Below are 26728 nucleotides of genomic sequence, written 5' to 3'. Positions count from 1 at the left end.
GCGATCGACCACAGACCCGGGTACCGATTTTCACGACTCGCCGTGAAAATCGAACGAGTGTAACTTCGGGACTCCTAGTGGACCAGGTAGGCCTTGGTCGAATCGGCACTGCCTGGTCAAAAAGGTTTGAGGAACAAGCAGCTCGTTGAGTATCTTTTCCACAGATGCTCGCAGACCCGCCCAGCGAGTGCTATGACGTGGATCTAGAAAACGTGGGTGTGAAAGCGGACGGCTCTCAGACTCCCGTCAGGGCGCTCGTCGTCCGCCCCCACGCGACCGGTTGTTCACTCAGAGAGGCACAAGATATTCTGCGGCTATTTTGCGAAGAGCGCTCTCATCAGGCAATCTTTCGACGTGGTACATCGCGTATCTGCTAGCGTTTCTGACCTGTCTTCGGCGAAGCCGAAGCGGATCGCGGTTGACGAGACCGCTATCAAGATCAACGGCGAGTAGTCTTGATTGTACGATACAATATACCTCGACACGAAGTTGATTCTCGACGTTCAGTTATTTGAATGGCAGGCACTTATCCAGCGGTTGCGTTTCAGCATGGACTCCGTGAGAAACACGATCTCTCCGATGGTGTGTTTCTCGTCGATCAATTCGGTTATCGGACTGCAATCTCTCGGTTAGGACTGAACTGTCGGGTGGACTACACCGATCAAACTTGATCGAAAAATGGTTTCTCACCCTTAAAATGCGCATCGGTCGCTTCCACAACTTGTGGGTCGGAAATCGGTTGGGCGCACGCGAATGAGTTGCACAATTCACACATTACTACAATTGCCAAAAACCGCATCAATCACTCGACGGCAGAACGTCAGCTGATAGGAATCGAGCGGAAGACCATGACTTCAGTTGTGGGAGGATGTCAAGACCTGCTCACTTCCCAAACGCCCTGAGCTAGACAGTACCATCCTGATATATTATAAATTTCATATATATTAGAGTGATTCGGTGTCGAACGGGCTCGATCGCCCGTTCATAATTGGATCCAGAAAAGCCGATCATTGGCCGACAGACGGAATCCAACCTGATCACATCGCGCTCGATGAACCAGTGATCTAACTCGATAATCAGCGCTACTGGCTGTACGCTGCCGTCGTCCCATAACCAACGAATTTCTCCACGTAAAGCTCTATACGACGCGAACAAAAGCACTTACCTCGATGTTTCTCACTGAATTGCAGGAGGAACACGACGTTGATGACGCGTGGTTTTCGTCGATTTAGCCCGTGGCTCAACGCTGCCCTCCATGATCGCGAGCTCAGATTTCGATACGAATGACACGGAAATCGGAACGCTGTTGAACGTCTCTTTCAAAAGATAAAACGGCATACTTCTCAGTTTAGAAACTGCTTCAGAAACGCCGAGTCAGCAACCGCCGAAACATAGTTACAAAGTTACGTAGACTACTAGAACCAGCTACTCTGAACAATGCCGCACGAACTATTCTATGAGATACGCCGGAGGTTCGGGCTCGAAGCCAATCTACTCCCTTCCGAGCTCAATCGTCGAATCTTATTGGGGTTAGAGCTCAATCTCGGCGGCATTCACCGTCATCTCCGGAAGCCGGCCATCACGTACCTGACGAACGTTGTCCGCTGCGCCGATGCTCATTCGGCGGAGGGATTCGACCGTCGTGCCGGCGATGTGGGGGGTTGCGACGACGTCGTCCCGTTCAATCAGCGGGTGATTGGGGGCAAGCGGTTCGTCGACGAAGACGTCCATTCCGGCTCCTGCGATCTCGCCGGCTTCGAGCGCGGCCAGGAGCGACTCTTCGTCAACGATCCCGCCGCGGGCGGTGTTGACGACGACGCCGTCGTCGGGAAGCCGCCGGAGTTGCTCTGCCCCAATAGCCCCACGAGTCTCGTCGGTGAGGGGCGCATGGACGCTCACGTAGCGGGCACGGTCAAACAACTCGCGCTTCGTTTCGACACCGGTAACGTGGAGCGGGAGATCCGCGTCCCGTACGTACGGATCGTACGCGACGCACGGGAGGCCGATACCGTGGGCCAGCTCAGCGAGGTTCCGCCCGGTGTGGCCGAAGCCAAAGAGGCCGAGGATGCCTCCCTTGATCGTTCGCGGACGGTAGTCGCCACGGTCCCAAGAGCCGTCGGCGAGTGCGGCGTTCGTCGGTGGGGTCGTCTTGCGAACGGCAAGCAAGAGCGCGAGGGCGTGTTCCGCAACCTTTTGAGTGTTGACCCCGGGGAGATTACACACTGCCACGTTCCCTTCACTCGCCACCTCGACGGGGACGTTGTCCAGCCCGACACCGTGTTTGGAGATAACTCGGAGGTGCTCGGCACGTTCGATCATCTCCGGCGGTAGCGCCTTCGTTCTAACGACGATCGCGTGGTAGTGATCTATTTCCCGAGCGAGCGTCTCGTCGTCGTATGCGTCCCACCGCGTGACGTCGGCAATCTCTTCGAGACGCTTGAGGCCGGCCTCGTCGATCGGTTCCGTCACGAGGACGCGCCAGCGACCCGTCGTCATCGGACCCTTCCGCGGCTACGGTCACTCGTTCGTTGGTACTCCTCGGTTCGGCGTTGTATCGGTTCGTCGATCATCCTTGGTGTCGTTCCGTGGGTCCTCTGTCGTCCGCTCCTATCGTACATCATTAGTGTCGGTCGATCACTCGGTTTATATCCGTCTTGTCGAGTTCGACGTCATCGGTCACGCTCCGTCCAGAAGTCGAACGATCGGCCGGGTGCGAACACGTCGAGGCCGACCGCGCGTTCGTCGCCGGTGTTCTCGACGCGGTGAGGTTCCCACGAGTCGAGGTGGACGGAGTCGTATTTTCGGAGAGTCGTTGACTCGCCGTCTTCGTTGTAAAGCGTCAGTTCGCCCTTCAGACACAGACAGACCTGTTCATTCTCGTGGTCGTGCATCGGCGAACTGTGCCCCGGCGGCTTTTCGAACCACTCGAAGGTGAACCGGTCACTGCCGGCGAGCGAGGCACGCATCCATCCTTCGTCGGGTTCGTACTTCTCTGCATCGTCGAACGGGACGTGATCCATACCCTCCACTTATCGGCATCCGAAAAAGTGATTCCGAATGCGGCGATGTTCGGTGTGTGTTCACTGTCCGGAGAATCTACAGAAATCAACGCAGAGTGCCCCGGGGCTTGACCCCGAGGTCTGTTCACAAGTTCGAACTGCTGGCTCCACCGTCGATGACTATTGACTGCCCGTTGACGTAGCCCGACTTCGGCGACGAGAGGAACGCCACCGTGTTCCCGAGCTCTATCGGGTCGCCAATTCGCCCGAGCGGATTCGACGAACCGCGCTCGGCCAGTCCTTGCTCATAGCTCTCATAATCGCCGCGTTCGACGCCCTGCTCGATGAGCTCACGGATTCGAGAAGTCTCGTGTGAGCCCGGGAGGACAGCGTTCACCCGCACCTCCGGTGCCAGCTCCTTCGAGAGCGTTTTCTCCAGACCGTAACACTCATCCGGACCGAGTTCGACAGAACGAGTGCGTCTATCGCCTCTTTCACACTTCGAGAGGTGATGTTGACGATGGTCCCACCATCGCCCTTGCGGAGGGAGTCGGCGGCCGCGCGAGCGAGTCGGACGACGCTCATCACGAGCAAATCGTACGCCTGATACCAGTCTTCGTCCGTCGTGTCGAGGAACTCCCCGCTCGGCGGTCCACCCGCTGACGTGACGAGGTGGTCAAGCTGGCCAAACTCCTCAAGCGTTCTCTCGACGAGGCGGTCGACGTCGTCTTTGTCAGTGAGGTCACCTACGACTGGGACGACGCGGGAATCGCCCGTGGCGGCGTCTCTCAGGCCGGAGGCGGCGGCTTCGAGTTCCTCTTCGTCGCGGCCGTTGACGACCACATGCGCTCCCTCGCGAACGAGCGCTCGCGCAGAGGCGTTGCCGAGCCCGCGGCTCGATGCCGTTATCAGTGCGACATCTCCATCGATTTCGAGGTCCATGATCCTTCCTTTCACCCAGGGGTAAAAACTGTTGGTGCGGCAGAAATCTTCGGTCCGCGTCGCGTGCCCCGTCTGTCACCTTCGAGACGCACGACGGGGGAATTAATGCGGCTCCTGAAATTCATGATCTCCAATGAGCTATGTCCAAATCCGGGTTCCCGACGAAGGCGAACGAATCGAACTTGCCGACTCGCTCGTCCAACCGGGTGCCGTGGCGACGTGGGGTGACCTGTCGAGTAGTCTTCTCCAACAGTCAGGTATATTCCGGTTCGGTCTGTGGGCTCCACATGGACCTCGGACTCGAAGGTACGCGCGCGTACGTGACAGCAGCGAGCGGTGGACTCGGACGAGCGGTGGCGCACGAACTCGTCGCCGAGGGAGCACGCGTCGTCGTCGCCTCGCGTGATACGGATCGACTCCGCGAAGCGGCTGCGTCGATTCGATCGGCAACGGGATGTGACGAGGAGATGATCGAGTGGGTCGTCTGTGACCTTACCGACGAGGCAGCCGTTCGCGAGCGGACGGACGAGGCTATCGACATCCTCGGTGGACTCGACATCCTCGTGACGAATCACGGTGGTCCGGCGACGACACGCTTTCCCGACCTCTCGGTCTCGGAGTTCGACGACGCCTACCGGAGTATTCTCTGTAGCACCGTCCTTGCTTGTCGAAGCGCTCTTCCCTCCCTTCGGGAGGGCGGTGGTGCGATAACGAATCTGGTCGCGGCATCCGCGCTCGAACCGTCCGCGGGCGGTGTACTCGGAAACGTCTTTCGTCCCGGTATCTACGGACTCTCGAAGGTGCTGGCCGAAGAGTACGGATGCGACGGGGTGCGGGTGAACTGCGTCTCACCTCGGGGAGTGATGTCTGATCGGATTCAGTTCAAGCTATCAGAGATGGCCGCCCGCGAGGGAATCACGGAGCTTCACTTGCGTCTCCCGTCTTCAACTCTCGTTTCACCCCGATCATGGATCGACGGTAGCACCGCGAACAGCAAGGCGGCGACGGCGGTCATTGCAGCGTACACGTAGAACACCTCATGGAACAACCCATGATCGATGAACGCCCCAGTGACGACGGCACCCGTCGCTCCGACGGTGAAGAAGACGGTTCGAACCAACCCGTAGGCGGCCCCTTGGCCGTCGCCGCGGAGCGCTACCGCGATGTAGCCGTTTCCGACGGGGCCGATTCCGAGGCGCGTCCCGAGCAACGCGGACAGCACCGTCAAGGAAACGGGACCGTCAACGAATGGAATCGCCAGCACCGTGAGCACGCCGAACGCGGAGACTGCGGCGAGGAGCCGGCGGTCACCGAATCGATCAGCCGCGGCACCAGCGGTCCATTGAGAGGCGGCGGCACTGACGAAGAACACCCCGAACACGAGTGAGGTGGTCTGAGGTGTGAGTCCCATCTGTCCGCTGAGATACGTGGGGAAAAATGAGGTGAGTCCCTGATAGACGAACGTCATCAGCGTGAACGCCGCCGTCGCGCGGATGACCGCGGGGCTACCGAGCTGTCGATAGAGCCTACTCGCACCGACTATGAAGCGGGCGTGTATTGGGTTCTCCGCCGGCGGTTCCTCGTTGCCTTCGATCGACTTCGTCTCAGCGATGTGCTCGGACGACGCCGAGGTTGGCACGACGATCCACGTCCCGACGAAGATGGCGGCGAAGACGGGGAGTGCGACGCTGAGTCCCATCCGCCACCCGAACGTTGCGGCGACCGTGCTAGCGGCAGCTGGAAGGACGGCCGACCCGACGTTTCCCGCGGCGAACGTAATGCCGAGGGCGCTTCCGCGTCGCTCGCCGTAGGTATCGGAGAGTATCGTCACCCGCGGCGGTGCGTACAGTCCTGCACCGACACCGAAGAGAAGTCCACCGAGTACGAACGTCTCGAACGTCGGAGCGACGCTCGTAAAGCCCGTTCCGACGAGGGCGGTACCGACGCCGAGGAGGAGGACAGTTCGGTCGCTCGTCCGGTCAGCGAGAAGTCCAGCGGGATACTGCGTCAGCGCGTACGCGGTCCAGAGGCCGGTGAGCAGAACCCCGGCCGTCGTTCCGTCGATGCCGAAGTCGACCGTTATCCACGGGAGAAGGACGGGAAGAACGAACCGAGCGCCGGAGACGATGACCCACCCGGCGGCGATGATGACGACCAACGGCTCCGTGAGGACGTGAGTGGCGGTCGAACCGCGCTCGTCATCGAGTTCTGTCTCCTCTCGGTCGCGAGTCATTACCGCGGGCCGGCCCCGTCTGACTCAGCGCCGTCCATTCGGAGCGACTGCTATGAATCGGTCGTCGATCGATCGACCGTTGAGGACGGGTCGAGCATTGGCGACCAGCGTGTCGATGATGTTTGTTCGCGCGCGAACGGAGGACGCCGCGAGGTGAGGGGTGACGACGACGTTCTCATAGTCGTGGAGTGGGCTGTCGACCGGGAGCGGCTCCGTCTCGAATACGTCGAGACCCGCACCGCCGAGTTTTCCGCTGTCAAGCGCAACAACGAGTGCATCGGTGTCCACAACGGGACCGCGAGCCGTGTTTACGAGGACGGCGTCGGTGCTCATTCGGTCGAACGCCTCCGCGTCGAACATTCCCCGCGTCTCTTCTGTAAGTTCTGCGGTGACGATGACGGAGTCCGACGCTTCGAGCAGTTCCTCGAAGCCGACGAGCGTCGCGCCCGTGATGTCGGTTTTGATGTCCTCGACGTACGGGTCGTGAGCGAGCAGTTCGACGTTGAAGCCGTCAAGGAGACCTGCGAGTCGACTTCCGACGCGTCCGAAGCCGACGATGCCGACTGTTGTATCCGTCACCGGACAACTCGTCGGCATCGTGTCGCGCCAGCCCCCCGCACGGAGTTCGCCGCACCCCATGACGACGTTTCGACTAACGGCGAGAAGGAGCGCCAGCGCGTGTTCGGCGACCGACAGTGCATTGAATCCCGGCGTGTAGATGACACCGACGCCCAGCTCTTCGGCCGTCGCGAGGTCGATGCTGTCGATACCGGTTCCGACCTTCGCGACGAGTTCGAGCGACCCCGCCTCTCGAAGCACCCGCTCAGTGACGGGAACGCGGGAGGTAGTGAACAGAACTGATCGGCCGTCGAGCGCCTCGATAACGGCGTCTTCGTTCGGTTCGACGCCGAACGAGAGATCGAAGCAGTCCGATGCCTGCATGCGAAATCGGTCAGCGGGTTGAATATCCTGGTCGATGAGTGCTCTTGGACGCGCCGTCATTGGTCGTCCGTTGTCACAGTGACCACAGGCAGATCGGAGTTGAGGAGGACTGCCTGAGTAACGCTGCCGAACAGTGCCTTCCCAACGGGGGTGCGTCGCTTTCCTCCGACGGCGATGTATCGCGTGCTCCGGTTGGTCGCGTACTTCAACACGGCGTCTGCAGGGTCGCCGACGACGCCAACGGCCGTCGACTCAACGCCCGCCTCGTCGACGGCCTCCTCGGCGATTTCTCGCGCCAGCGCTCGGACATCGTCGATATCGATGGTCTGCCCGGTCTTCTCAACGCTTTTCATTTCGAGATCCCGGAACGTCGATTGACTCATCGCGTGAACGACGTGTAGGTCGTCGCCGAAGGCGTCGGCGAGTGCGCTTGCTTCGTCGAGTATCATCTCTCGGGGTCCGGTTCGATCGACTGCTGCGACGATCAGCATGTATTCGTTCAGGGACTACTAGATGATAAGGTTATATATCCCTCGAACGTCGTCAGACGACCATCGGCCAGTAGAACAGCCATGATCCGGCAATAACGAACGAGGCGTAGAACATCGTCACGAAACCGAACGCGACAACATCCCTGTTGGACAACGGACCACGGTCAAACGACAGCAGCACGGAAGTGGTGTTGAACGGAAGGAACGTCGTTGATCCAACAATGATAAGAACCGAGAGCGCGAGAAAGAGCTGATCCACGCCGAGTACCTCTCCGAATCGGAGGATGATGGGGAGAACGACGATGATGGCGGCAGATGCGGTTGAGAAGAAGACGCGCATGATGACGGCGATGGAGAGTAAGACGACGATTGTCTGCCAGTGGGCGAGCGAGGCGAAAGGGATGAGGCTGGTTATCGTCTCGACGAGGTAGGTGAGCGTACCGGTCGACTCCATCGCCTCGAGGATGGAGAACATCGTCCCGATGACGAACAGGATGCCCCAACTGACGTCGGCCATGTCGGCGGCGGTGATTATCCGGATGCCCGGAAGTGACAACACACAGACGGCCAGCGCCGCAGGAACGATGGTCGGGAGACCAACGAACGAACCGACGACCCATAGCGCCACAGCTCCGAGCATGACGGTGGCGACGATCCGCTGATCATCGCTGAAGGAGTCTTCGGAACCCACGTCAAACGCGTTCTCGGGAGTCGGGCCGTTACCGTCGGACCGCGTGGCGGCCGCGTCGAGTTCGGGGAGTGCATCGTAGAACCGCTCGGCGGTCAACGCGGAGAGGACGTAGAGGACGACGATAGGTGGGATCATGTAGACGGCCCACTCGACCCACGTGATTGGTCGCACCTCCGACTGGACTAACTCAGAGGTGATGATAGCCATCCCGCCACCGGTCATGAGTGCCATCGATGCGAGGGGGTTGACGTGGCCGAGGATGAGAAACGACGACCGCTCGAAATCGCTGTCGTGGGGGACGCCGTACGCGTCCGAGAGTTGCCTGACGACGGGGATGAATGTCACCGCGCGCGCGACGGCCGAAGGCATGACGAACGAGAGTGCGAGGAGGTTCATCGAAAGCGAGCGAAGGGGGCGTGGCGCGTTCTCACCATTCGAGAGAAGCTGCGAAGCGAACCACACGTCGAGGTCGACCTTCGCAATGGTCTGGCCTAGTAGGAGCAACAAGAGCAAGAAGAACACGAGCGTGGAGGCGAAGCCGATGGTCGCCTCTTGGAACGTCTCGACCGCTCCGAGCGTAAACAGGAGCGTGACGCTGATGCTGCTGGAGACGACGTACGGAAGCGCCTTCGTCAGCCAGAGAAGAAGCGAGAAGCCGAACACTGCGAGGACCGTCTGCATCGCTGGGGTGAATCCCGGCGGCGGCGGCGAGATGACGCACCACAGCACTACCGCGACGGCAGCGATGATGCCGCCGAGTTCGATGCCACTGGCATCGACGAGGCCGGGCAACTGGGCCGAACGGTCGTCACCAGCGGACGGATTATCTGCCATTGTACCCACCTACATTAATCATTGATAAAAAAGTTGTTAAGAACGTTAAGAGAGGAACCGTTTGAGTTGCGGTTTCGCCACCGGCCCGAAGATTATCACGACGATGAGGATGACGATGAGCAGCGACAGCGGTTCCGTGACGAAAACGGAGTACGATCCGCCAGACAACTGGAGCGAGCGGATGAGGTTCTCCTCTGCGATGGGACCGAGGACGACGCCAAGGACGAACGCGATGACGGAGTAGTTGTATCGCACCATCATGTAGCCGAGGATGCCGAGGACGACTACCGTGGCGACGTCGATCCAGTTCGTCCGGAGCGTGTAGCCGCCGATCATCGACAGGACGACGATGGTCGGGACGATGTAGTGGGTGTCTATTTGCGTGAGGCGACCGAGTCGAGTGACGAGGAACACTCCGATGAGGATGATGAACACGTTCCCGGCGAGAAGCGCCAGCATGAACGTGTACGTCGTCGCGAGCTCCGTCTCGAACAGCTGCGGACCGGGGCGTAGACCGTGCATGAGGAGTCCACCGAGGAGGACCGCGGTCGAACCACTGCCCGGAATTCCGAAGGAGATGGTCGGGATGAGCGACCCCCCGATGGTCCCGTTGTTCGACGCCTCCGCGGCGATGACTCCGACCGGTTCCCCGTTGCCGAATCGTTCGGGATTTTTCGAACTCCGCATCGCCTCGCCGTACGAGAGGAAGTTCGATACCGTCGCGCCCGACCCGGGAACTGCGCCGATGAACATCCCGATGAAGCTCGACTTGACGAGCGCGACCGGATGTTTAAATGTCTCCTTGACGCCGCTGGCGACATCGCCTGTGAGTTTGATTCCTTGCTCGGCGATGCCGCCTCGCTGTGCGGAGAGTTTGATCATCTCCGCGATGGCGAACATCCCGATGAGTGCGGCGATGAAGTCGATACCGTCGTAGAGGCTGAGCGAGCCGAACGTGTATCGAAGCTCGGGCGAATTCGGCGCGATGCCGATGGACGTGAGGAGCATGCCGAACGCACCCGCAACGATGGCTTTCACGACAGATCCCTCGGCGACGACGCCTATCATCGCGAGACCGAGGATCGCCATAAGGAAGTACTCCGGCGTGCCGAACATGAGCACCACCTCGATGAGGATGGGTGAGATGAGAATCAGTGTCAGCACTGTCATGAATCCACCCATCGCGGACGACGTTGCGGAGATAGACAACGCGTCGACCGCCCGTCCCTGTTTCGACATAGGGTAGCCGTCGAACGTCGTCGCGGCCGCCGCGCCGGTACCCGGGACGTTCACCAGGATGGCGGCAATGCTCCCGCCGTACATCGCACCGCTGTACATGCTTACGAGGAGCACGATGGCATTGACCGCGCCAAGCGGGAGCGTTAACGGCAAGACGATAGCCATCCCGAGCGACGAGCCCACGCCAGGAAGCGCCCCGGCGATCATCCCGAGGATGAGTCCGATGATAATCCACATCGGAGTCGGCCACGTGAAGAGCGTTTGTCCGGCCTCTGTGACTGCGGTTATTGGATCCATGGTATGCCCTCCATGAGTACAAATGCGCCGGAGTCCATCGGGACGTTGAGGACGATCATGAAGCTGTAGGCGATTCCAAATCCGATGACTGTGAGCATGCCCGTGTACAGCCATGGGAGACGGAACCAGATACCGTATGCGGCTACGAATAGCGGTGTCGCCCAGAGGAGGCCGATTGTGTACCCCACGAGAGCGTATCCGATGACCGAAACCGACGTGAACATCGAGTCATGGATCGGTCTGCCGGCCGTGGAGACGGAAGCTTCGTCCGTCGTCTCTCCTGTCACCTGCTCCTCTTCGCGCTCTTCTTGATGCTCCGTGAACTCGTCACTGGCCTCAAACATCCCACCAGAGGAGACGAGCGCGTCGCGGAGCCACCCAGGCAAGTAGTTTCTGCATAGCAGAAGCACCGATCCCACGAAAACGACACTCGCAGTGAGGCGAGGAAAGCGCGTGGCGCTTTCAATTTCGAAGTTAGTCGATTCCCAGAGCATAAACCCCGACGAAACCACCAGAATGGCTGTCAGGACTGTCTCTTGATCGACCATCTCTTCGGTAAGTTGGCGGTACAACTCTTCGAACGTCATCTATCTGATTGGTGAGTTGTATTCATTGTGCGTTAGTGTGCCACACAAAGTATGGAGTCATAAATCCTTCGAGCTGACTGTCTAAAGGTCCGTTAGCTAGCGTCTTGGCGAACCGAGTCGAGGTTGACGTTCTTTGGCACTTGTTTAAATGCCTCCGCGACCGCCTTTTCGGCCGCCTCCGGCGGACCGTACTCAATGACGTTGCCGGAATTTTCGGACCAGTTCTGAACGCGGTCGGTCTCTAGTGCGGTTTCGAGTGCTCCAGTAAGCGTCTGCACGACGTTGTTGGGCGTCTCTGGAGGAACGTACATACAGCGTCGGAGCTGCCCGAGGTAGTCGATGTTCGGGAAGCCCTGTTCGGTAACCGGCTCAAGGTCAGGGAAAACGCTCGTACCCTCGCTCGACAAACAGGTGACGACGTCGATGCGGTCGTCTTCGGCTGCCGCCGCCGCGGCTGTGTCCGTGGAGATGGAGACGGGAACCTCACCTGAGACGACAGCCTGCACAGCAGGACCAGAGCCGTCGTAGCCGACATAGTTCTCCCATGCGAGGCCATAGTCGGAGTTATTCTTCATTGAGAGCGCGAGGACGTGGTCGACCCCGCCCCGTTCTTTCCCGGCGAACGTCGTGAGTTCCCCCGACTGATACCGGCTAATGGTGTCGTCCATGCTATCTATCTCGTGTTCGGGATTTGCGACGACAACGAACGGCGTCCGTGCGTACGCGCCGACGCCAACAAGGTCTCGCAAATCGAAGTCCGTAGGATTGACCATCGCCGAAACGGGCGTAGACGGCGGGTTGAAGCCGCCGAATGTCGAGCCGTCGGGTTTCGAAGTGAACAGCTGGCCGGTGCCACGCAGCGAGGCGGCTCCTGAAATGTTCTCGATAGCGATGTTCACACCGAGTTCGTTCCCCATCTCAGGGATGATCTGGCGAGCATACGTGTCGGTTCCACCGCCCTCAGAGAATGGGACAATGTAGGTGAGATCATCAGAAGGGTAGTCGTTGCCACCCGAACCGCCGCCACCGCCGCCACCACCACCTTCTGTACAGCCAGCGAGGCCAGTAATCCCGACTACTGACGCTGCACTAGAGTATTTTAGAAACGTTCGTCGACCTAGGCGTTCTTGTGTGGCTTTCTCTGCCATTGCATACTATAGCTATTGTTGACTATTCATAACTGTTTTGATGCCATTTCGAACATAAATAATTACTAAACATCTGATAGAAACGGGTCGTCAGTTCAGAAGAATGTGAATTCGCCGTCTTCGAGGACAACCTCACCGTCGAGTTCTAGCGTTGGCTCAGCCATCATCGCATCGAAATGCACGGGTGCGCGCGTCGTTCCGCCAAGATTACTGCTCGTCCCAATACCGAAGTGGACGTTCCCGTAGCGCCCGTGGTCGTTCGAGAACCAGCCATTGAACTCCGGACACTCGGGGTTCATTCCAACCGCGAGCTGAGCGATGTTGTAGACGGCGGGATCGTCGTGTTCTGCCCACACGCTGGCGATACGGTCCGCCTCTCGGCCACCGTTCACGGACGTAACGGCACCGTCTTCGATTTCCATAGTGACGGGCGTTTCGAGGACGCCAATGTCGAGGTTCGGAATCGCGCCGTCGAAGACGACGGTCCCTTCGGTGGTACCTTCGACGGGCGCGATGTTCGATTCGATGTGGACGAGCGCCGTGAACTCGCCCTGTTCATCGGCTATTCCAGGATGTGCGTTGCCTGACCGCCCCTCCAAGCCGACGGTGACGTCCGTCCCCTGCGGCGATGTGATGCGGGCCTCGCTCGCCTCCGAGAACTTCTCGGCCATTGCCTCGCAGTGAGGACGCATCCCCTCGTAATCGGCGTAGAGGCCGCCCCTGACGAGTTGTTCGTCGGTGAACTTCACCATGCTGATGACGCGCGCACCGTTCTCTTTTGCCTTCGCGACCGAACTGGAGTGGGTGATCGATCGGTGGACAGGCGTGATGATGACGTCCGCTTCCATCATGGCGGCAGCAATCGCCTCCTCGGGTTCATTCCCATCGTACTCGCGAGGGTCCATCAACGTCATCGTCACGTTCGCGTCGCGCTCTTTCGCCGCGGCGGCGACGCGTTCGGCGACGCCCGAGACCTGCCAGTCCGAGACGACGAGGACATCCTCGCCGGGCTCGACCGCTGCACACGTTTCTACCACGATACTCGCTCCTTTCATCTCCTGTACGGAGTTCATCGATACGTGTGTGTTTCATCATGAACATATATACGTTGTTTCTCCGGTCAGATTTTCGGGGACGGATCGATCGAAGCCCGATTTCACGATACGGAACGCTAGAGACGGCCGAACCGCGGCGAAACAGATATGAACTAGCATTGCACGGATACATCTGTACGATGAATATCATCGACGACCACGAGGTTCTCGTGGTAGGTTGTGGCATCGCAGGACTCTCCGCTGCAAACCGAGCAGCGGAACTCGGGCACGATGTCGGCGTTCTCGAGAAAGCTCCAAAAGAGCACCGCGGCGGACACACCCGGTTCAGCGAGTCGTTCCGTGTCCCGTCGACGGAGGCAGATATTGAACAATATGGCTATGAGTTCGCCATCGGTGACTACACACCAGACGACTTCTACAAGGACATCATGAAGCAAACCGACGGGCGCGCTGACACTGAACTCGCGCGAACGCTCGTCGACAACGCCGGGCCGACCGTGGAGTGGCTCACGAAGCGCGGCGTCAACTGGGATATGGAACCGCTCAATGTCGGTTACACCGTCGCGAGGACATTCTTTGACGGTGAGGAACTCGTTGCGGACTTAGTCGAAGCCGCCGAGGAGGATGGCGCGACGTTCTACTATCGGACGGAAGCAACCGAACTGCTCGTCGACGAGCGAGGCACCGCCTCCGGCATCCGCGCGCGAACAGACGACGGCCTCGTCGAGTATCAAGCCGACGTGATCATCGTCGGCGCGGGCGGATACGAGTCCAGTGAGGAGAAGCGTACTCGATACTACGGTTCGGACTACGACGCGATGAAGGTCCGCGGAAGTCGGTACAACACGGGCGGGGCCATCGACATGCTCATTGACGCGGGTGCGAACGCCGTCGGTCAGTGGGGTGGCGCTCACATGGCGCTCATCGACAGCGCCTCTCCCGACGTAGAGGGCGGCGCGAACCGCGTCGACGGCTACCAGTACGGTGTTCTCCTCAACAACGACGGCGAACGCTTCTTCGACGAAGGCGAGGACGCTCGCGCTCACACGTACGCGAAACTCGGCCGAATCATCTTCGAGGAACCAGGGCACACGGCGTATATCGTTATCGACGAACCGTTGAAGCAGCACATACGCGCGACCGGCCCGTCCGATCCCGTGGTCGGCGACTCAGTCGAAGCTGTCCTCGAAGAACTCGGCTGTGAGAACCCCGATCAGGGCGCAGCGACCGTCGAGGAGTTCAATGCGGCGTGTGATCCCGACGAGTACGACCCCGACAGCCTCGACGGCAACCGGACCGAGGGGCTCAACATTAACAAATCGAACTGGGCATTACCCATCGACGAACCGCCGTTCTACGGCTACAGCGTCACTGGCGGTATTACATTCGGCTTCGGTGGCGTCGCGACGGACACAAAAGCGCGGGCCCTCGACACTGTCGAACGTCCCATCTCGGGCCTCTACGTCGCCGGCAACACCACCGGCGGACTGTTCTTCAACAACTACCCCGGTGGTACCGGTCTCACGAATGCTGCGGTATACGGCAAAATCGCGGCCGAGAACGCCGTCGAGTTGCTCGAAGGAAACACACCCGAGAGCACCGCTGAACCGTTGGGTGAAAAGTGATGGACCAACAGTCACTCCGGTGCGCCATCGTCCGCGGCGGTACGAGCAAGGGCGTATTCATCCCCCGGTCGGAACTTCCCGATGAGAACAGAGACGAAGCCATCCTCTCGTTGTTCGGAAGCCCCGATGACCGCCAGATAGACGGACTCGGCGGTGCGACGTCGACGACGTCGAAGCTCATGATTGTCGGATCCGACGCTGAGTCGGTACCCGACGACCTGGACGTCGACATCTCGTACACGTTTGGGCAGGTCGCGGTCGACGACCCCGTCATTGACTACGGCGGCAACTGCGGCAACCTCACGTGTGCAATCGGCGCGTTTGCCGTCGACGAAGAGATGATCAAAGTGCCAACGGGTGCAGACTCGGTCGATCTTCTGCTCTACAACACTAACACGGACTCGGTCATCGAACAGCGCGTTCCATTAGCGGGCAACCGCTCGGCGACGCGTGGGGAGTTCAAGGTCCATGGGGTTCCGGGAACTGGAGCGCGCGTGGACACGACGTTCTTTGATCCTGCGGGCGCGGTCACGAACGAACTGTTCCCCCTTGGCGGTCCGACCGTCGAGTTGAACATCGACAACGAAACCGTCGAGATGACAGTCCTTGACGTCACGACTCCCATCGCATTCGTCCGCGCGGCGGACATCGGGCTCACTGCGACTGAGGGGCGTGAGGAGATAGACAGCGACCCCGGCCTTCTCGAACGGCTCGAACGTATTCGCGGGCAAGTCTGTGCCGAACTCGGACTCGTCGACGATCCTGAGCGGGCATCTGTCGAGTCACCAGGGTACCCAAAACTCGTCTTTGTTGCGCCGCCGACAGACTACACGACGCCCGAAGGCGGCAACGTGCGTGCAGCGGAGGTTAACCTCGTCGCGCGGTACATGAGCATGCAGAAGCTTCACCCGGTGTACGCGGTCACCGGTGTTTCGTGTACGTCTGCAGCCGCACAACTCTCGGGGACGATTCCGAACGAAGTGGCCGAACTCAACGACAACACAGTGACGCTCGGACACCCGAAGGGAACGATGTCGGCGGCGGTCGTGACCGACGGTGAGCATATCGACGGAGTAACCGTCTACCGCACGCAGCGTCGATTAATGGACGGGACCGGATACTATACCCGATAGCCGCGACGTAGTTCCATGGTTCTGCGCCTCACGCTGTCGCGCTTTGCGGACGTTTCGATAACTCGATCGAGCGTGTAGATCAGTCCGCTTTGGGGCCACGGGAGCAGTGGATGACTACCAGCCCGCGCGGAACCTGCCGTGGCAAAAGCACACGAAAATTATATACCGACACGGCCGATGGTCGAGGTAGGCCAATGACGCAGGACTTGGTAGACATCGAGATGGCGAGTGCGTCCCACGCAATCGTCGAGCAGTGTATGAGCGTCGAAGCTGACGAGGAAGTGCTCGTCATTACCGACCCGAAGACATTCGGCGTCGGTCGCAGTATCGCTACCGCGGCGAGCGGTCTCGGAGCGAACGTGGTCACGTCCGTGATGCCACTGTTGGAGAGTCACGGGAACGAACCGCCCGACGTGATTGCCGAGGGAATGGCCACCGCGGACGTCGCGTTCACCTGCACGACACACGCAATAACGCACACGCGAGCACGGCTTCGCGCGGCGCGCGAGGGGACTCGTACCGGCGTCCTCCGGGGGGTGACCGAAGAGATGATGATCGAAGGTGCGATGACGGTGGACTTCGAGACACTCCGGCGGCGGACCGAGTCACTCGCCGCTCTCATCACTGACGCCGAACACGCACGCGTCACCGGCAACAACGGGACTGACGTGGAATTCAGTATCAGGGGGTGCAAATCGTTCTCGCTCGACGGTTACTTCCACCAGGAGTACGGCTTCGCGACACTGCCCCCGGGCGAAGCGCCCACCCATCCGAAGGAGGGGACCGCGAACGGATCCATCGTCGTTGACGTCTCGATGGACAACTTGGGCCAGCTCGAAGATCCAATTGAACTCACGCTTGAAGATGGCTTCGTGACAGAGACGGCAGGCAGCGCACAGTCTGAAGAACTCAGTGAGATATTCGAGGCACACGGAGAGAACGCCCGTAACCTTGCTGAGTTCGCTATCGGGACGAATCCCAAGGCGAAACTCATCGGCAACCTCGCCGAGGACAAAAAACGCGAGGGAACCGTTCACTTTGCTGTCGGTGACAATGAGTCACTCGGCGGAACGACGAAGAGCGACATTCATCTCGACGGCGTCATTCGGCGACCCACGGTCGAACTCGATGACACCACCGTCGTGGAGGACGGTGTCTTACGACGCGAACTACTCGACTGAACGACTTCGATTACGTTTTGCTTCGACACCGTAGCGAGTGTGGTATCCTACGGTTCGTGGCGGTCACACGCTCGGCTCTCGCAGAGATATCCCCGTCAGTGCGAACAGCAGCGACTACCAAATTCTGCATGGTGAGATTTCGGTGTGCAGCCATAACACGTGATAAAAGTTGGTAAAGAGCCACTGATTCCGAATTGAAAAAATCATATGTCTAATTATTACATCCATTACGGAGGGGGAAATATAATTATCCTATGGTAACCCTATTCGGTAGGTGAACAATCCGCCGTTCCATCCATCGCGATTTTTTTATCGCAAATCATGTATGGAGAGCTTGTAGGACGGGTCGAGGAGCTCTCTACGGCTCGATCCTACAATGCGGAAATTTATATCGGAGGAATCCAGTTACCGATTATGGAAGATCCTCGACGAAAATCGACGGTCTCGACGGTCGAAACGAATTTCGAAATCGTACACGCCCTCCAGCACCTCGGGTGTGCGCAAATAAAAGAGCTCGCAGAGACGGTTGACGTCGCACCAAGCACGGTACACCGCCATCTTCTCACACTCAGAGAGCACGGGTACGTTACGAAAAACGGCGAGAAGTACCAACTCGGAATGCGGTTTCTGACGCTTGGCGGACACGTTCAGACGGCTCACCCGACGTTCGATCTCGCTAGACGGAAAGTCGATCAGGTCGCCAACGAGACGGGAGAGCGAGTCCAATTCATCGTCGAAGAGCAGGGGTTCCGCATTTACCTCTACACTCAAACCGGAGAGAATGCCGTTCAAACGGATGCAAGCATCGGCAAGCGTGGCTATCTTCATACAAGTGCAGCCGGAAAAGTCATTCTCGCCAATTTCCCCCAAGAACGGGTGGAGGCTATCGTCGACGAACTCGGACTTCCCGCGACCACGCCGAATACGATAACCGATCGCGAGGAGTTATTCGCGGAACTGGAGTCGATTCGGGAACGCGGATACGCGTACAATTACGAAGAGACAACGCCCGGTCTTCGCGCGGTCGGAAGCGTCGTCTGCGGACCGAACGACGAGGTGGTTGGAGCACTCAGTATCTCGGGGCCGGCCCACCGATTCACAGGCGAAACGTTCGAACAAGAGCTTCCGAATCTCGTCCTCGGCTCTACGAACGAAATCGAACTCAAACTCAAGTTTAGGTAGCGAAAACTACCGCTCTAGCTACCTTGAACCGAGCCACGACTCGTGGTCACAGGTCCGCTGTCTTCACACCGTGCTCATTAATACCGATAGTCGCTGCCATCGTAACATCTGGCCGTTACATATCTATGTTTGTAACGTCAAAATATTCAACTACAAATCCGACCGGTCCAGAGCGTTTCACAACCTCGGAGGATGGGACTGATGCGCGCCTTATTTGCGATATATTTCTATAAAAAATATTTAGTATCGAGCGTGTATGCGTAAGTGCTTCAATCAGCGAGGGCGTTTGGTGAGACCCAGACAGTCATATCAAGACTAACCCCGACGGCTCCACCATGTCGGATTGGTGACCACACTTCAGAATTAGGGACTGGTTCGCTGGCTAGCCGAAAGTGATCAGTCGCTCCTCGCTCAACTGCCCACGACCTCTCCTGATCCCCGTGTCTGATGGCAGGTGCGTGAACAAAGAGCGGCTTTCCACCTTTGTGCCCAATGAGAGTGTTACCATCCGTGAGGACGAACGTTTGACCAGATGGGCCGTTAGTGTCGTCGTGCGTACCACCAGTCAGTTCAGCAACTCGCTCCACGACGGAGCTGATGCTTTCCCAGAGTGCTTCTGGACCGACTTGCCCCGCTTTTGTATCAAGGACACCTGCGTCTGCCATAGCAGTCAGGAGCCGGAAAAATAACACCTCGCTATCAGTAGTGCCCATTATGTGGGAACGCAGAGACGGCGCTATTTCCTCCCATAACGTCGATCGCAAGTCACCAAAATCAGTGATATTGCCGCTGTGCGCGAAAATTCATCGACTGTATTGGAACGGATGAGTATTAGCGACGGTGTGGTCACCAGATGTCGCACGACGGACATGGGCAACAACACAGCTCGATTCGAGCTGATTTGAGAGAGCTGAACATACAGGACTATCAGCAGCCATCTCTGGACTCTTGACGATCTGGGGAACGCCCTGAACGTAGTGTGCGACACCCCATACATGGGGCTAACCTTGCTCAGCCGTTGAAGAGATCGGTCGGCATCCAGCAACGACTCCTGAACTGGGCAGCTAACGGTGCTCCGCAACGCGAACATTCGACACATCGGTGTTATTGGTCTTCTTGAGGGCTGTGAACCGGTCCTTCATTACTTTGTTCGGCGACTAAGACGCCCACTTGTTCATGGACGCGCTCAACTGCCGTGACCACGAATCCAGCGTCAGTGAGTGCGTTCACGAGCATCCCGACGGTTTCCACATTAACTTCGTGGCCGAATAGCGATTCTTCAGGGTCGGACGAGCCGAAGAACATCGTGTCACCGAGGACGAACCGGCGCGGACCGAGACCGGCGATGACCTCGATAGCCTCACGTTTTTCCTTGTCGGGGAGATGATGCAGGGCGAAGTTCGAGACGACGATGTCCACGTCACCGTCGTATTGTAGGTCGCGGAACTCGCCAGACCCAAACTCCACATTCTCGATACCGCTGTCGTCGGCCTTCGACCGTGCCTGCTCTATCATTCCGTCACTGATGTCCCGGCCGACGACGTAGTTGGCATCTTCAGCAAGTGCGAGCGCAACCAGACCCGTCCCTGTTCCAAGGTCAAGGACTACGTCGTCGGGATCAGGGCCGGTGTGATCAATGACGAGTGAGGCACACGCATTGTATACTGGCTTCTCTTCATCATCGTGCTTATCGTCGTAGTGGTGAGCTATCTGCGAAAATTGGTTAGCGAGATCATCGAGCTTCTCGTGCATAATCACCACCCCTACTCGAACGCTTCTCTTGCGAGTTCCAAGTTCACAGTCCCACCGACCATTGACCCGTCGGCAACGGCACACGGAATCGAAAGAGCCGACTCACTCGAAGCGTCACCTGCGACGAAGAGCCCGTCGACCGATGTGAAGCCAATCCCGTAATGCGACTGCGTAGTTTCAACGAGTCCGGACTCGTTTACCTGAAGTCCCAACTGGTCAACGAGGTCGCTGTGCTGTTGTGTCGGGGGCGCGTAAAAGAGAGCGTGACGGGATACGTCGCGGCCATCAGCGAGTGAGATGCTTTCGAGGCCGTCGTCTGTGCCGTTGAGTGCAGCGATTGGCTCCTCCTCGATTTCGATCCCCCGTTCGACGAACTCCGACCGTGTTTCTTCATCGAAGACGTCCTGCCCATCGGTGAACACGACGAGGTCTATACTCAAATTGTATATGAGCTTCGTGTGTTCAATTTGCTCTGGAGCCGTAACGAGGACTCCGAGTGGTTCATCGCGAACCTCGTAGCCGTGACAGTAGGGGCAGTGATACACACCGTTGCCCCACAGTTCCTCGAACCCATCAGTATCTGGGAGCATGTCACTGACACCAGTCGCTAGTACGATTTTCCGACTCGTGACAGTTTGATCGGTATCGAGTGTACTCGTGAATCTATTTTCGCTCCTGTTGACATTCGTCACCCGTGACTCTCGGAACTCGCAACCGTATTTCTCTACTTCCTCACGCCCGAGGCGGCGGAGTTCTTGTGGGGGAATGCCGTCTCGCGTTAGATACCCATGGGCTTCAGCTGCTGGCTCATTCCGGGGCTCTTTGTTATCGCAGATCAATATGCTTCGGAGTGAGCGACCCAACTGAAGTGCGGCACTCAACCCCGCGGGACCGCCGCCGATGATGAGGACATCGAAATCCGGTCCGTTACTGCCACCTATTAATTGCATATAGAATGCAAGTAGGACTTAGGACATAAGGTTGTCGCTCCCGAATTGATAATTGAGGATCTGATTCTATCCGCACATAGAGACCCCATTCAGCCGGTATAATCGGCGTTTCAGATAGTTCGATACAAATGCGGTTGGTTGTTCACCCTTGTCCTAGCACTACAATATTGCGATAGAAGTGCAATCTTTTTCTGGCTCCAGTACCAAATCCTGATAACAATGCCAGAAGCCGTATTGAAACAGATCCGAGCGGAACAGGACTGTGATAACTTGCTTGAGTGTATGCTGGGACTGAACGAGTTGGACAGAGGGGTGTTTAGGTTGCTAATTGAGAGCGATGGCCCGCTCACTGTAGACCATATAGCAAAATTCATCAATCGAGAACGGACGACCGCATACCGATCGGTCAAGCGACTACAAGAAACAGGAGTTGTGAAGGAAGATCAAGAGAGTTGTCAGCACGGCGGTTATCACCACGTATATAGAGTCAACGACGCTGACGCGATTGCGGACGGACTCCAACGAATGCTCAATGACTGGTACGCCAATACAGGCCAGCTAATACAAGAGTTCCGAGACACATATGGGGAGAGTCGACCACCGGAAATAGAATCGTAGCGTATCCGTTCAAGACGTTCGTAGATTATTGCTCTTGTCGACGTGCGTTGAATACCGTATCATGTATAGCGACCTCGTTTCCCTCAGGGTCTGTAGCGGAGCGTTCAAGTTTTCCTTCGATGATGTCCCAGTCCTCAGAATCGAGCGCTTCAGCCACGTCAGATGCGGTAAAGTACATCTCCTAATTCGAGTTCCGCGGAATTGTGGTCTGGATGTCTGATTGATGGTGGCTGACGATTAAGAGCGTCCCTCCAGGTGCGACGGCGTCAGCAAGGCGACGAAACATCGACTGATGTGAATCAACAGAGAACGGAGTAAACTGAAAAGAGACGAGATCGTAATTAGGGCGGAGAACACGCAAAAACGGCCATCCTCCGAGGTTGTAATGTTTTAGACGTTTGACTTCCGTATATCGTTATCTGGTTTAAATATAGCTAAACGGGAGGTAGACAGCCTGTAGATAGTGATTCCAGGAGAAAGAACGGTTTAAACATTACTATACATTTATAATCCACAATAAATTTATTTATCACGTACTGTATCACAACCTAATCATATGGGACCCACTGATTCCACGACTACTCCCGGGTCACGCCCTCAAAACGGTCATCAACGGCTTTCTCGAATTAGTGAACTACCCCGCCCTGCTCGGCCTTATGGCCTCGCTGAGGACGGGGCTTCCTGTTTCCACGACGCGCTGTGCAGACACCGACTCGGTTCCCGTAGGGAGCGCAGTCTCCGCAGGCAGTGAATCGGGGTGAACCACCCCCACGTCGGTGAGTCCGCGTGAAAGGATGTTGTACGCCGCGTTGAGGTCGCGGTCTGCCTCGAATCCGCACGACGGACACGAGTGTTCCCGAACCCAGAGCGGTTTGTCGGTCGAAACGCCGCAGTTCGAACACTCCTTCGTCGTCCCGCGCGTGGATCGACGGCGATGAAGTGCGTGCCTTCTCGGTTGCACTTGTACTCCAACATTCTCAGGAACGTGCCCCATGCCGCTCCGGCGCGGTTGCGGCTGTTCGACGGGAGTTCCATCAACCCCTTCGCGTCGAGATCTTCGACCGCCACGAGGTCGTACTCGCGGGCGTAGTAGTTCGAGAGTTTGTGTAGGAAGTCGCGGCGTTTCCGTCTCAGATCGGTGTGACGGCAGGCAACGACTTGCTGTTGGATGCGGTAGTTCGCCGATCCGTGTTCTTTCCGCGAGAGGTCGCGCTGTGCGCGTTCCAACCGTTCTCGTTCGTCGGTTAGGTCAGGACCATCGACGGCGGTTCCGTCACTGTCGTGAGCGTACTTCAGGATACCTACGGCGATCCCGACACACTTCTCGGGGGTCTCGGGCTTCGGCGGCGCGTCATTCTTGGTTTCGATGCCGAGGACGGCGAACCACTCGCCCGTCGGTTCCTGCTTCACGACGACCTCCTTGATCGTTGCGTCGGCGGGAACCTCACGGTGGGAGACTATCGGAACGTCGCCGATTTTGGAAAGAGAGAGTACAGGCCGACCGCTCGTGTTGTTGAGCTTGAAGCCTGGTTTGACTGTACGTAATCGAGCGATATTCCTGTAGGGCCTTCCACCGTAGTTCGCCGACGCGGTAGCCGTTGTCCTTCCGCCCCTTCAGCGTCGAGAGGCTGTCGTACAATCGCTGTACGACCTTCTGTAGGACCTTCGAGTGAACGTCCTTCAGGTCGGTCCACTCGCGTTTGAGATTCGGAAGGATCGACTGTTCGGAGTAGGCGGAGGTACCGTCTACCCGGTTGAGTCGGTGAAGAAAGTGGTTGTAGACCTGCCGGCAGGTATCGACGGTCCACGCTAACCGCTCGTGGAGTTCGTTGGTGGGTTTGAGTCGATACCGGTAGTTGTAGCGCATGGGCTACTCGTCGGATGGATCGGTGACGCGAACGACCTTGACGGTGGCTCCTCGCCACCGCTTCGGGACGAGGACGTGAGCACCGTTGCCAGTGGGTTTGACCTCGGATTCATGGACTTCGTGTCCTTCGATCTCGTACCGATCCATTACCGGTGTTTACACTACGTAGAAACATAAACTACCGATGGCGTGGGCCTGCGGGTCGGCAGTATCGCATTGATGGAAGACGATGACGGCATCATCAGAACGCTTCGTGTTCTGATTGACTAACGAGACGCTTTGCGTCTCGTGAACGCTGTCTCCCCTCCCTACGACCGAGCGAAGCGAGGTCGTTGAGCAAGGGGCCTTAGCGCCTGCGGTTAGGTAAACAAATCGGGAACTACGCCGACGCGCTCAATCGCGACCTCACCCAGTGGCGACAGTACCTCCATGAGTGTGGCATCGAGACCGTCGACAACGTAGACAAGCGAAGCATGGCGAGCTATGCGCAGTATCTCTCTCGGCGCGTCGATGCAAGGGTGAACGAGGATCACGACGGAGACCTCCACTGCGACAGCGTGGACGTACTACGACTATATCTCTGCGTTTCTCACCAACCGCGTCCGCTGGGAGTACCTCACGGAGAACCCAGTGCGGAAAGGAATTGCCCTTGAGGAACTGCCGCCACGACCGAAAAAATAGAGTGGCGACCAACAGTTCTGGTCAGCCGAAGATCGCAAGCCTTGCTTCGATACGCTAATCAATGAGCTTACGAGGCGGTCGACGAGAAGGGCTTCGATGCACTCGTCGAACTCCGCGATTGCGTCCTCGTCTGCGTGCTCGCGTATTCTGGTGTTCGCGGAGGCGAGATTCTCAAGAGTCAGCTAGCGAGTAGTCCTGGAGAGGTCGTCGTGGCACCAGGAGCCTCCTGTCGGACGCAATTCGAAGACATGGTCAACGGATACTCACCCGCTAGATCTACTATCAGAAGACGAACAGGAGCCTCCGACGCCAATCGAGGCGCTGGCGGCCGCCCTCGCTGAGTGAGTACATACTAGGTCTATTTCGGTGCTCATACTGTATTCCGATCTAATCTCCAAATGTTACTGCTGTAATGAGAGCTTTTTTAGGCGTTTATTCGATCACGTAACTCAACGCGTCAGTCGCCTTATTCCCAGCCCCTGTATTGATGATGAGGATCTCGTCGTCTTCGTTCAGCTCGCCCTCCTCTGCCATCTGTATCGCGGCGGCCAGGGCGGCACCCGGCTCGACACACATCTCGATACCGGCGTGTTGTGCGCTGGTCAAGGCTCCCTTGAGTGCCTTGCTGTCGGAGACTGCCACGCCAGTGCCGCCGGTCTCATAAACGGCCTCAAGCATCCAGGGTGAGGCACCTGGATTAGGAACCTCAATCCCACGACCAATGGACTCGGGGCACTCCCAAGGGTCATGTTCCTCACGGTGGTTCTCAATAGCCTCGACAACGGGAGCACAGCCGCTCGACTGAACGACGTTTAAGCTGGGTGGAGTCCCGTTCTCAAGCCAGCCCAGTTGAACTAGTTCCTGATAGGCCTTCCAGATGCCGATCAGACCCACGCCGCCGCCGGTGGGGTAGAAAATCTCGTCGGGGCCGTCCCAGTTGAACTGCTCAAAGATCTCTAGTCCCATCGTCTTTTTTCCTTCGTGTCTGAAAGGCGTCTGGAATGTCGCGATAGTGTACCACCCGTGTTCGTCTCGCAACTCGCTAAATTTCCCACCGGCCTTACCAAGTTTTCCATTGACGAGGTGGAGGTCTGCACCGTGGGCTTCGACCATCGTTTTCTGAATATCGTTTGATTGGTAGTTGAGGACAACATGACAGTCAATTCCGGCGCGTGCTGCGTAGGCTGACGCTGCTTGGCCAGCATTCCCGGCCGAGGGAATCACGACCTCGTTGATGCCTTGCTGGGACGCCCCAGAGAGAGAGGCCGAGGCCCCGCGGTCCTTGAATGTGTTCGTCGGATTCTGGCCCTCGTCCTTGATCGCCACGCGAGCGACGCCCATCTCCTCTGCGAGTTTGGGACAATCAACTATCGGGGTTGTTCCTTCGCCCATCGAAACGATGTCATCGGTATCGAGAATAGGGAGGAATTCGCGATACTTCCACATCGACCCCTTTCGAGATTCGATCTCTTCACGGGAGACGTCGAGGTTGTCGTAGTCGTATTTCGGGTCAAGGATACCCTCGCACTTGGGACAAGGGAACTCGGTATGCTCCAGGTCGTAGGTGTGGCCACAGTCGTAACATTCGAAGTGACTCACCAAGCTGTCAGTTCTTGACACGGTAACGAGGCTGTATCTGTTGTACCGAGTAAAAAGGCTCAGGTTCGGGGTGATTCTCGGGCCGTGTTCACTTATGACGGCGCCGATATCTTCGTGACGAACCCGAAGGGGTGGCCCAGCGACTCGTCAAGCACCTCTCGAAGGGCGACTGGGTCCAAGCGACGAGCATCGAATAGCCACGATTCCCGTCGCCAAACTTCGAGGACGCGGCGTGACATTCACCAACGCCGTGACGCTGCACGATTCAGTTGTAAGCGAGCACGTGTTTGCACTGGCGTTCGCGCTCTCTTGGAATCTCTACGTTGTAGCGATCCGTGATTGTTCCGAATCCACAGACACAGAACAGCACAGCCTAGAAGAGGAGTACGATCGCCGCGCTGGCGGCGTGAGCCGTGACCGTATCCGGTGAAACAAATACGGGCGGAATGATATGACGGGGCGGTACCAATCTACTCGCAGTTTGGCTATTTCTTAGGCCGTCGTCTACCTACCGGGTTGGGCAGACGTCGATCGACGGCGAACATTCCACTTACGCGTCCTAGCGACGTAGGCTTCCGCTCTCCTAGGGTGGTAGGTAACCACTACTCATGCGTAGCGGTTCAAGCTTAAACTGTCTCCGTTCGAACCGGGTACAAAGTCGAGCGGGGCAGGATAAACTGAT

21 protein-coding genes and 6 pseudogenes are annotated in these 26728 nt (G+C 57.9%); 10 read left to right on the top strand and 17 right to left on the bottom strand.

The genetic code is table 11. The annotated features are described in order from the left end of the window. Positions 1 to 164 precede the first annotated feature (164 nt). Positions 165 to 907, top strand: a pseudogene (locus C3L37_RS14245) (IS6 family transposase). Between the two features lie 46 nt (positions 908 to 953). After that, a pseudogene (locus C3L37_RS25775) lies at positions 954 to 1395 on the top strand (IS6 family transposase); the annotation flags it as partial. Positions 1396 to 1530: 135 nt separating this feature from the next. Here C3L37_RS25775 and C3L37_RS14235 read toward each other — a convergent pair. The 3 genes and pseudogenes from C3L37_RS14235 to C3L37_RS14225 all read right to left on the bottom strand — a co-directional run bounded on the left by C3L37_RS14235 (position 1531) and on the right by C3L37_RS14225 (position 3941). After that, positions 1531 to 2496 (bottom strand): NAD(P)-dependent oxidoreductase, encoded by a 966-nt coding sequence (locus tag C3L37_RS14235; RefSeq protein WP_129115298.1) that lies wholly within the window; start codon positions 2494 to 2496, stop codon positions 1531 to 1533. A gap of 173 nt (positions 2497 to 2669) precedes the next feature. After that, complete coding sequence (locus C3L37_RS14230) at positions 2670 to 3020, bottom strand: cupin domain-containing protein (RefSeq protein ID WP_129115297.1); 351 nt, start codon at positions 3018 to 3020, stop codon at positions 2670 to 2672. A gap of 124 nt (positions 3021 to 3144) precedes the next feature. Continuing rightward, positions 3145 to 3941: pseudogene (locus tag C3L37_RS14225) on the bottom strand (SDR family oxidoreductase). Between the two features lie 287 nt (positions 3942 to 4228). On the opposite strand from C3L37_RS14225, the gene C3L37_RS14220 reads away from it, so the two are divergent. Beyond that, on the top strand, positions 4229 to 4972 hold the full coding sequence (locus C3L37_RS14220; protein WP_129115296.1) for an SDR family NAD(P)-dependent oxidoreductase: 744 nt from the start codon (positions 4229 to 4231) through the stop codon (positions 4970 to 4972). On the opposite strand, the gene C3L37_RS14215 is transcribed toward C3L37_RS14220, so the two are convergent. From C3L37_RS14215 to C3L37_RS14180, 8 genes are all read right to left on the bottom strand, one after another. Beyond that, positions 4867 to 6174, bottom strand: coding sequence for an MFS transporter (locus tag C3L37_RS14215; RefSeq protein WP_129115295.1), 1308 nt, complete (start codon positions 6172 to 6174; stop codon positions 4867 to 4869). The genes C3L37_RS14220 and C3L37_RS14215 overlap by 106 nt on opposite strands. Before the next feature lie 24 nt (positions 6175 to 6198). Beyond that, positions 6199 to 7176, bottom strand: coding sequence for an NAD(P)-dependent oxidoreductase (locus C3L37_RS14210; RefSeq protein ID WP_129115294.1), 978 nt, complete (start codon positions 7174 to 7176; stop codon positions 6199 to 6201). After that, complete coding sequence (locus C3L37_RS14205; RefSeq protein WP_129115293.1) at positions 7173 to 7607, bottom strand: universal stress protein; 435 nt, start codon at positions 7605 to 7607, stop codon at positions 7173 to 7175. The genes C3L37_RS14210 and C3L37_RS14205 overlap by 4 nt, the downstream gene beginning before the upstream one ends. A gap of 52 nt (positions 7608 to 7659) precedes the next feature. After that, positions 7660 to 9132, bottom strand: a complete 1473-nt coding sequence (locus C3L37_RS14200) for an SLC13 family permease (protein WP_129115292.1) — start codon at positions 9130 to 9132, stop codon at positions 7660 to 7662. A gap of 45 nt (positions 9133 to 9177) precedes the next feature. Further along, positions 9178 to 10668 carry a tripartite tricarboxylate transporter permease gene (locus tag C3L37_RS14195; protein WP_129115291.1) on the bottom strand — a complete coding sequence of 497 codons (1491 nt, stop codon included), beginning with the start codon at positions 10666 to 10668 and terminating at the stop codon, positions 9178 to 9180. After that, complete coding sequence (locus tag C3L37_RS14190) at positions 10656 to 11255, bottom strand: tripartite tricarboxylate transporter TctB family protein (RefSeq protein WP_129115290.1); 600 nt, start codon at positions 11253 to 11255, stop codon at positions 10656 to 10658. The genes C3L37_RS14195 and C3L37_RS14190 overlap by 13 nt, the downstream gene beginning before the upstream one ends. A 92-nt stretch (positions 11256 to 11347) precedes the next feature. Further along, on the bottom strand, positions 11348 to 12403 hold the full coding sequence (locus C3L37_RS14185; protein ID WP_129115289.1) for a Bug family tripartite tricarboxylate transporter substrate binding protein: 1056 nt from the start codon (positions 12401 to 12403) through the stop codon (positions 11348 to 11350). 95 nt (positions 12404 to 12498) lie between these two features. Continuing rightward, a complete protein-coding gene (locus C3L37_RS14180) occupies positions 12499 to 13476 on the bottom strand; it encodes an aminopeptidase (RefSeq protein ID WP_129115288.1) in 978 nt (325 codons plus the stop codon). 161 nt (positions 13477 to 13637) lie between these two features. Between C3L37_RS14180 and tcuA the strand changes: the two genes are divergently transcribed. From tcuA to C3L37_RS14160, 4 genes are all read left to right on the top strand, one after another. Continuing rightward, complete coding sequence (gene tcuA / locus C3L37_RS14175) at positions 13638 to 15083, top strand: FAD-dependent tricarballylate dehydrogenase TcuA (RefSeq protein WP_129115287.1); 1446 nt, start codon at positions 13638 to 13640, stop codon at positions 15081 to 15083. Next, entirely contained in the window at positions 15083 to 16216 is a 1134-nt protein-coding gene (locus C3L37_RS14170) for a PrpF domain-containing protein (RefSeq protein ID WP_129115286.1), read from the top strand. Before tcuA ends, C3L37_RS14170 begins: the two co-directional genes overlap by 1 nt. Positions 16217 to 16326: 110 nt before the next feature. Next, positions 16327 to 17397 carry an aminopeptidase gene (locus tag C3L37_RS14165; protein ID WP_129115285.1) on the top strand — a complete coding sequence of 357 codons (1071 nt, stop codon included), beginning with the start codon at positions 16327 to 16329 and terminating at the stop codon, positions 17395 to 17397. A gap of 414 nt (positions 17398 to 17811) precedes the next feature. After that, positions 17812 to 18579 (top strand): IclR family transcriptional regulator, encoded by a 768-nt coding sequence (locus tag C3L37_RS14160; protein ID WP_129115284.1) that lies wholly within the window; start codon positions 17812 to 17814, stop codon positions 18577 to 18579. Between the two features lie 803 nt (positions 18580 to 19382). On the opposite strand, the pseudogene C3L37_RS24885 reads toward C3L37_RS14160, so the two are convergent. The 3 genes and pseudogenes from C3L37_RS24885 to C3L37_RS14145 form a co-directional block, all read right to left on the bottom strand. Continuing rightward, a pseudogene (locus C3L37_RS24885) lies at positions 19383 to 19559 on the bottom strand (class II glutamine amidotransferase); the annotation flags it as partial. Between the two features lie 124 nt (positions 19560 to 19683). Further along, complete coding sequence (locus C3L37_RS14150; RefSeq protein ID WP_129115283.1) at positions 19684 to 20331, bottom strand: class I SAM-dependent methyltransferase; 648 nt, start codon at positions 20329 to 20331, stop codon at positions 19684 to 19686. Between the two features lie 11 nt (positions 20332 to 20342). Beyond that, on the bottom strand, positions 20343 to 21281 hold the full coding sequence (locus C3L37_RS14145) for an NAD(P)/FAD-dependent oxidoreductase (protein ID WP_129115282.1): 939 nt from the start codon (positions 21279 to 21281) through the stop codon (positions 20343 to 20345). A gap of 219 nt (positions 21282 to 21500) precedes the next feature. Here C3L37_RS14145 and C3L37_RS14140 point away from each other — a divergent pair, with 219 nt between their 5' ends. Continuing rightward, entirely contained in the window at positions 21501 to 21899 is a 399-nt protein-coding gene (locus tag C3L37_RS14140) for a helix-turn-helix domain-containing protein (RefSeq protein ID WP_129115281.1), read from the top strand. A 634-nt stretch (positions 21900 to 22533) separates the two neighbouring features. On the opposite strand, the pseudogene C3L37_RS14135 reads toward C3L37_RS14140, so the two are convergent. Both C3L37_RS14135 and C3L37_RS14130 read right to left on the bottom strand, forming a co-directional pair. Then, positions 22534 to 23766: pseudogene (locus tag C3L37_RS14135) on the bottom strand (RNA-guided endonuclease InsQ/TnpB family protein). A gap of 3 nt (positions 23767 to 23769) precedes the next feature. Further along, complete coding sequence (locus tag C3L37_RS14130; RefSeq protein WP_129115280.1) at positions 23770 to 23913, bottom strand: DUF2080 family transposase-associated protein; 144 nt, start codon at positions 23911 to 23913, stop codon at positions 23770 to 23772. Positions 23914 to 24608: 695 nt separating this feature from the next. Between C3L37_RS14130 and C3L37_RS25770 the strand changes: the two are divergent. Further along, positions 24609 to 24792 (top strand): annotated as a pseudogene (locus C3L37_RS25770) (hypothetical protein); the annotation flags it as partial. A gap of 87 nt (positions 24793 to 24879) precedes the next feature. Here the strand turns inward: C3L37_RS25770 and C3L37_RS14125 are convergent. Next, positions 24880 to 26046, bottom strand: a complete 1167-nt coding sequence (locus tag C3L37_RS14125) for a threonine synthase (RefSeq protein ID WP_228546239.1) — start codon at positions 26044 to 26046, stop codon at positions 24880 to 24882. 232 nt (positions 26047 to 26278) lie between these two features. Between C3L37_RS14125 and C3L37_RS14120 the strand changes: the two genes are divergently transcribed. Continuing rightward, positions 26279 to 26476 (top strand): hypothetical protein, encoded by a 198-nt coding sequence (locus tag C3L37_RS14120; protein WP_129115279.1) that lies wholly within the window; start codon positions 26279 to 26281, stop codon positions 26474 to 26476. Positions 26477 to 26728 lie beyond the last annotated feature (252 nt).

The organism is Halegenticoccus tardaugens (assembly GCF_004116405.1).
In the GTDB taxonomy this organism is placed as follows: domain Archaea; phylum Halobacteriota; class Halobacteria; order Halobacteriales; family Haloferacaceae; genus Halegenticoccus; species Halegenticoccus tardaugens.
This window is presented reverse-complemented; position numbering and strand designations above follow the sequence as displayed.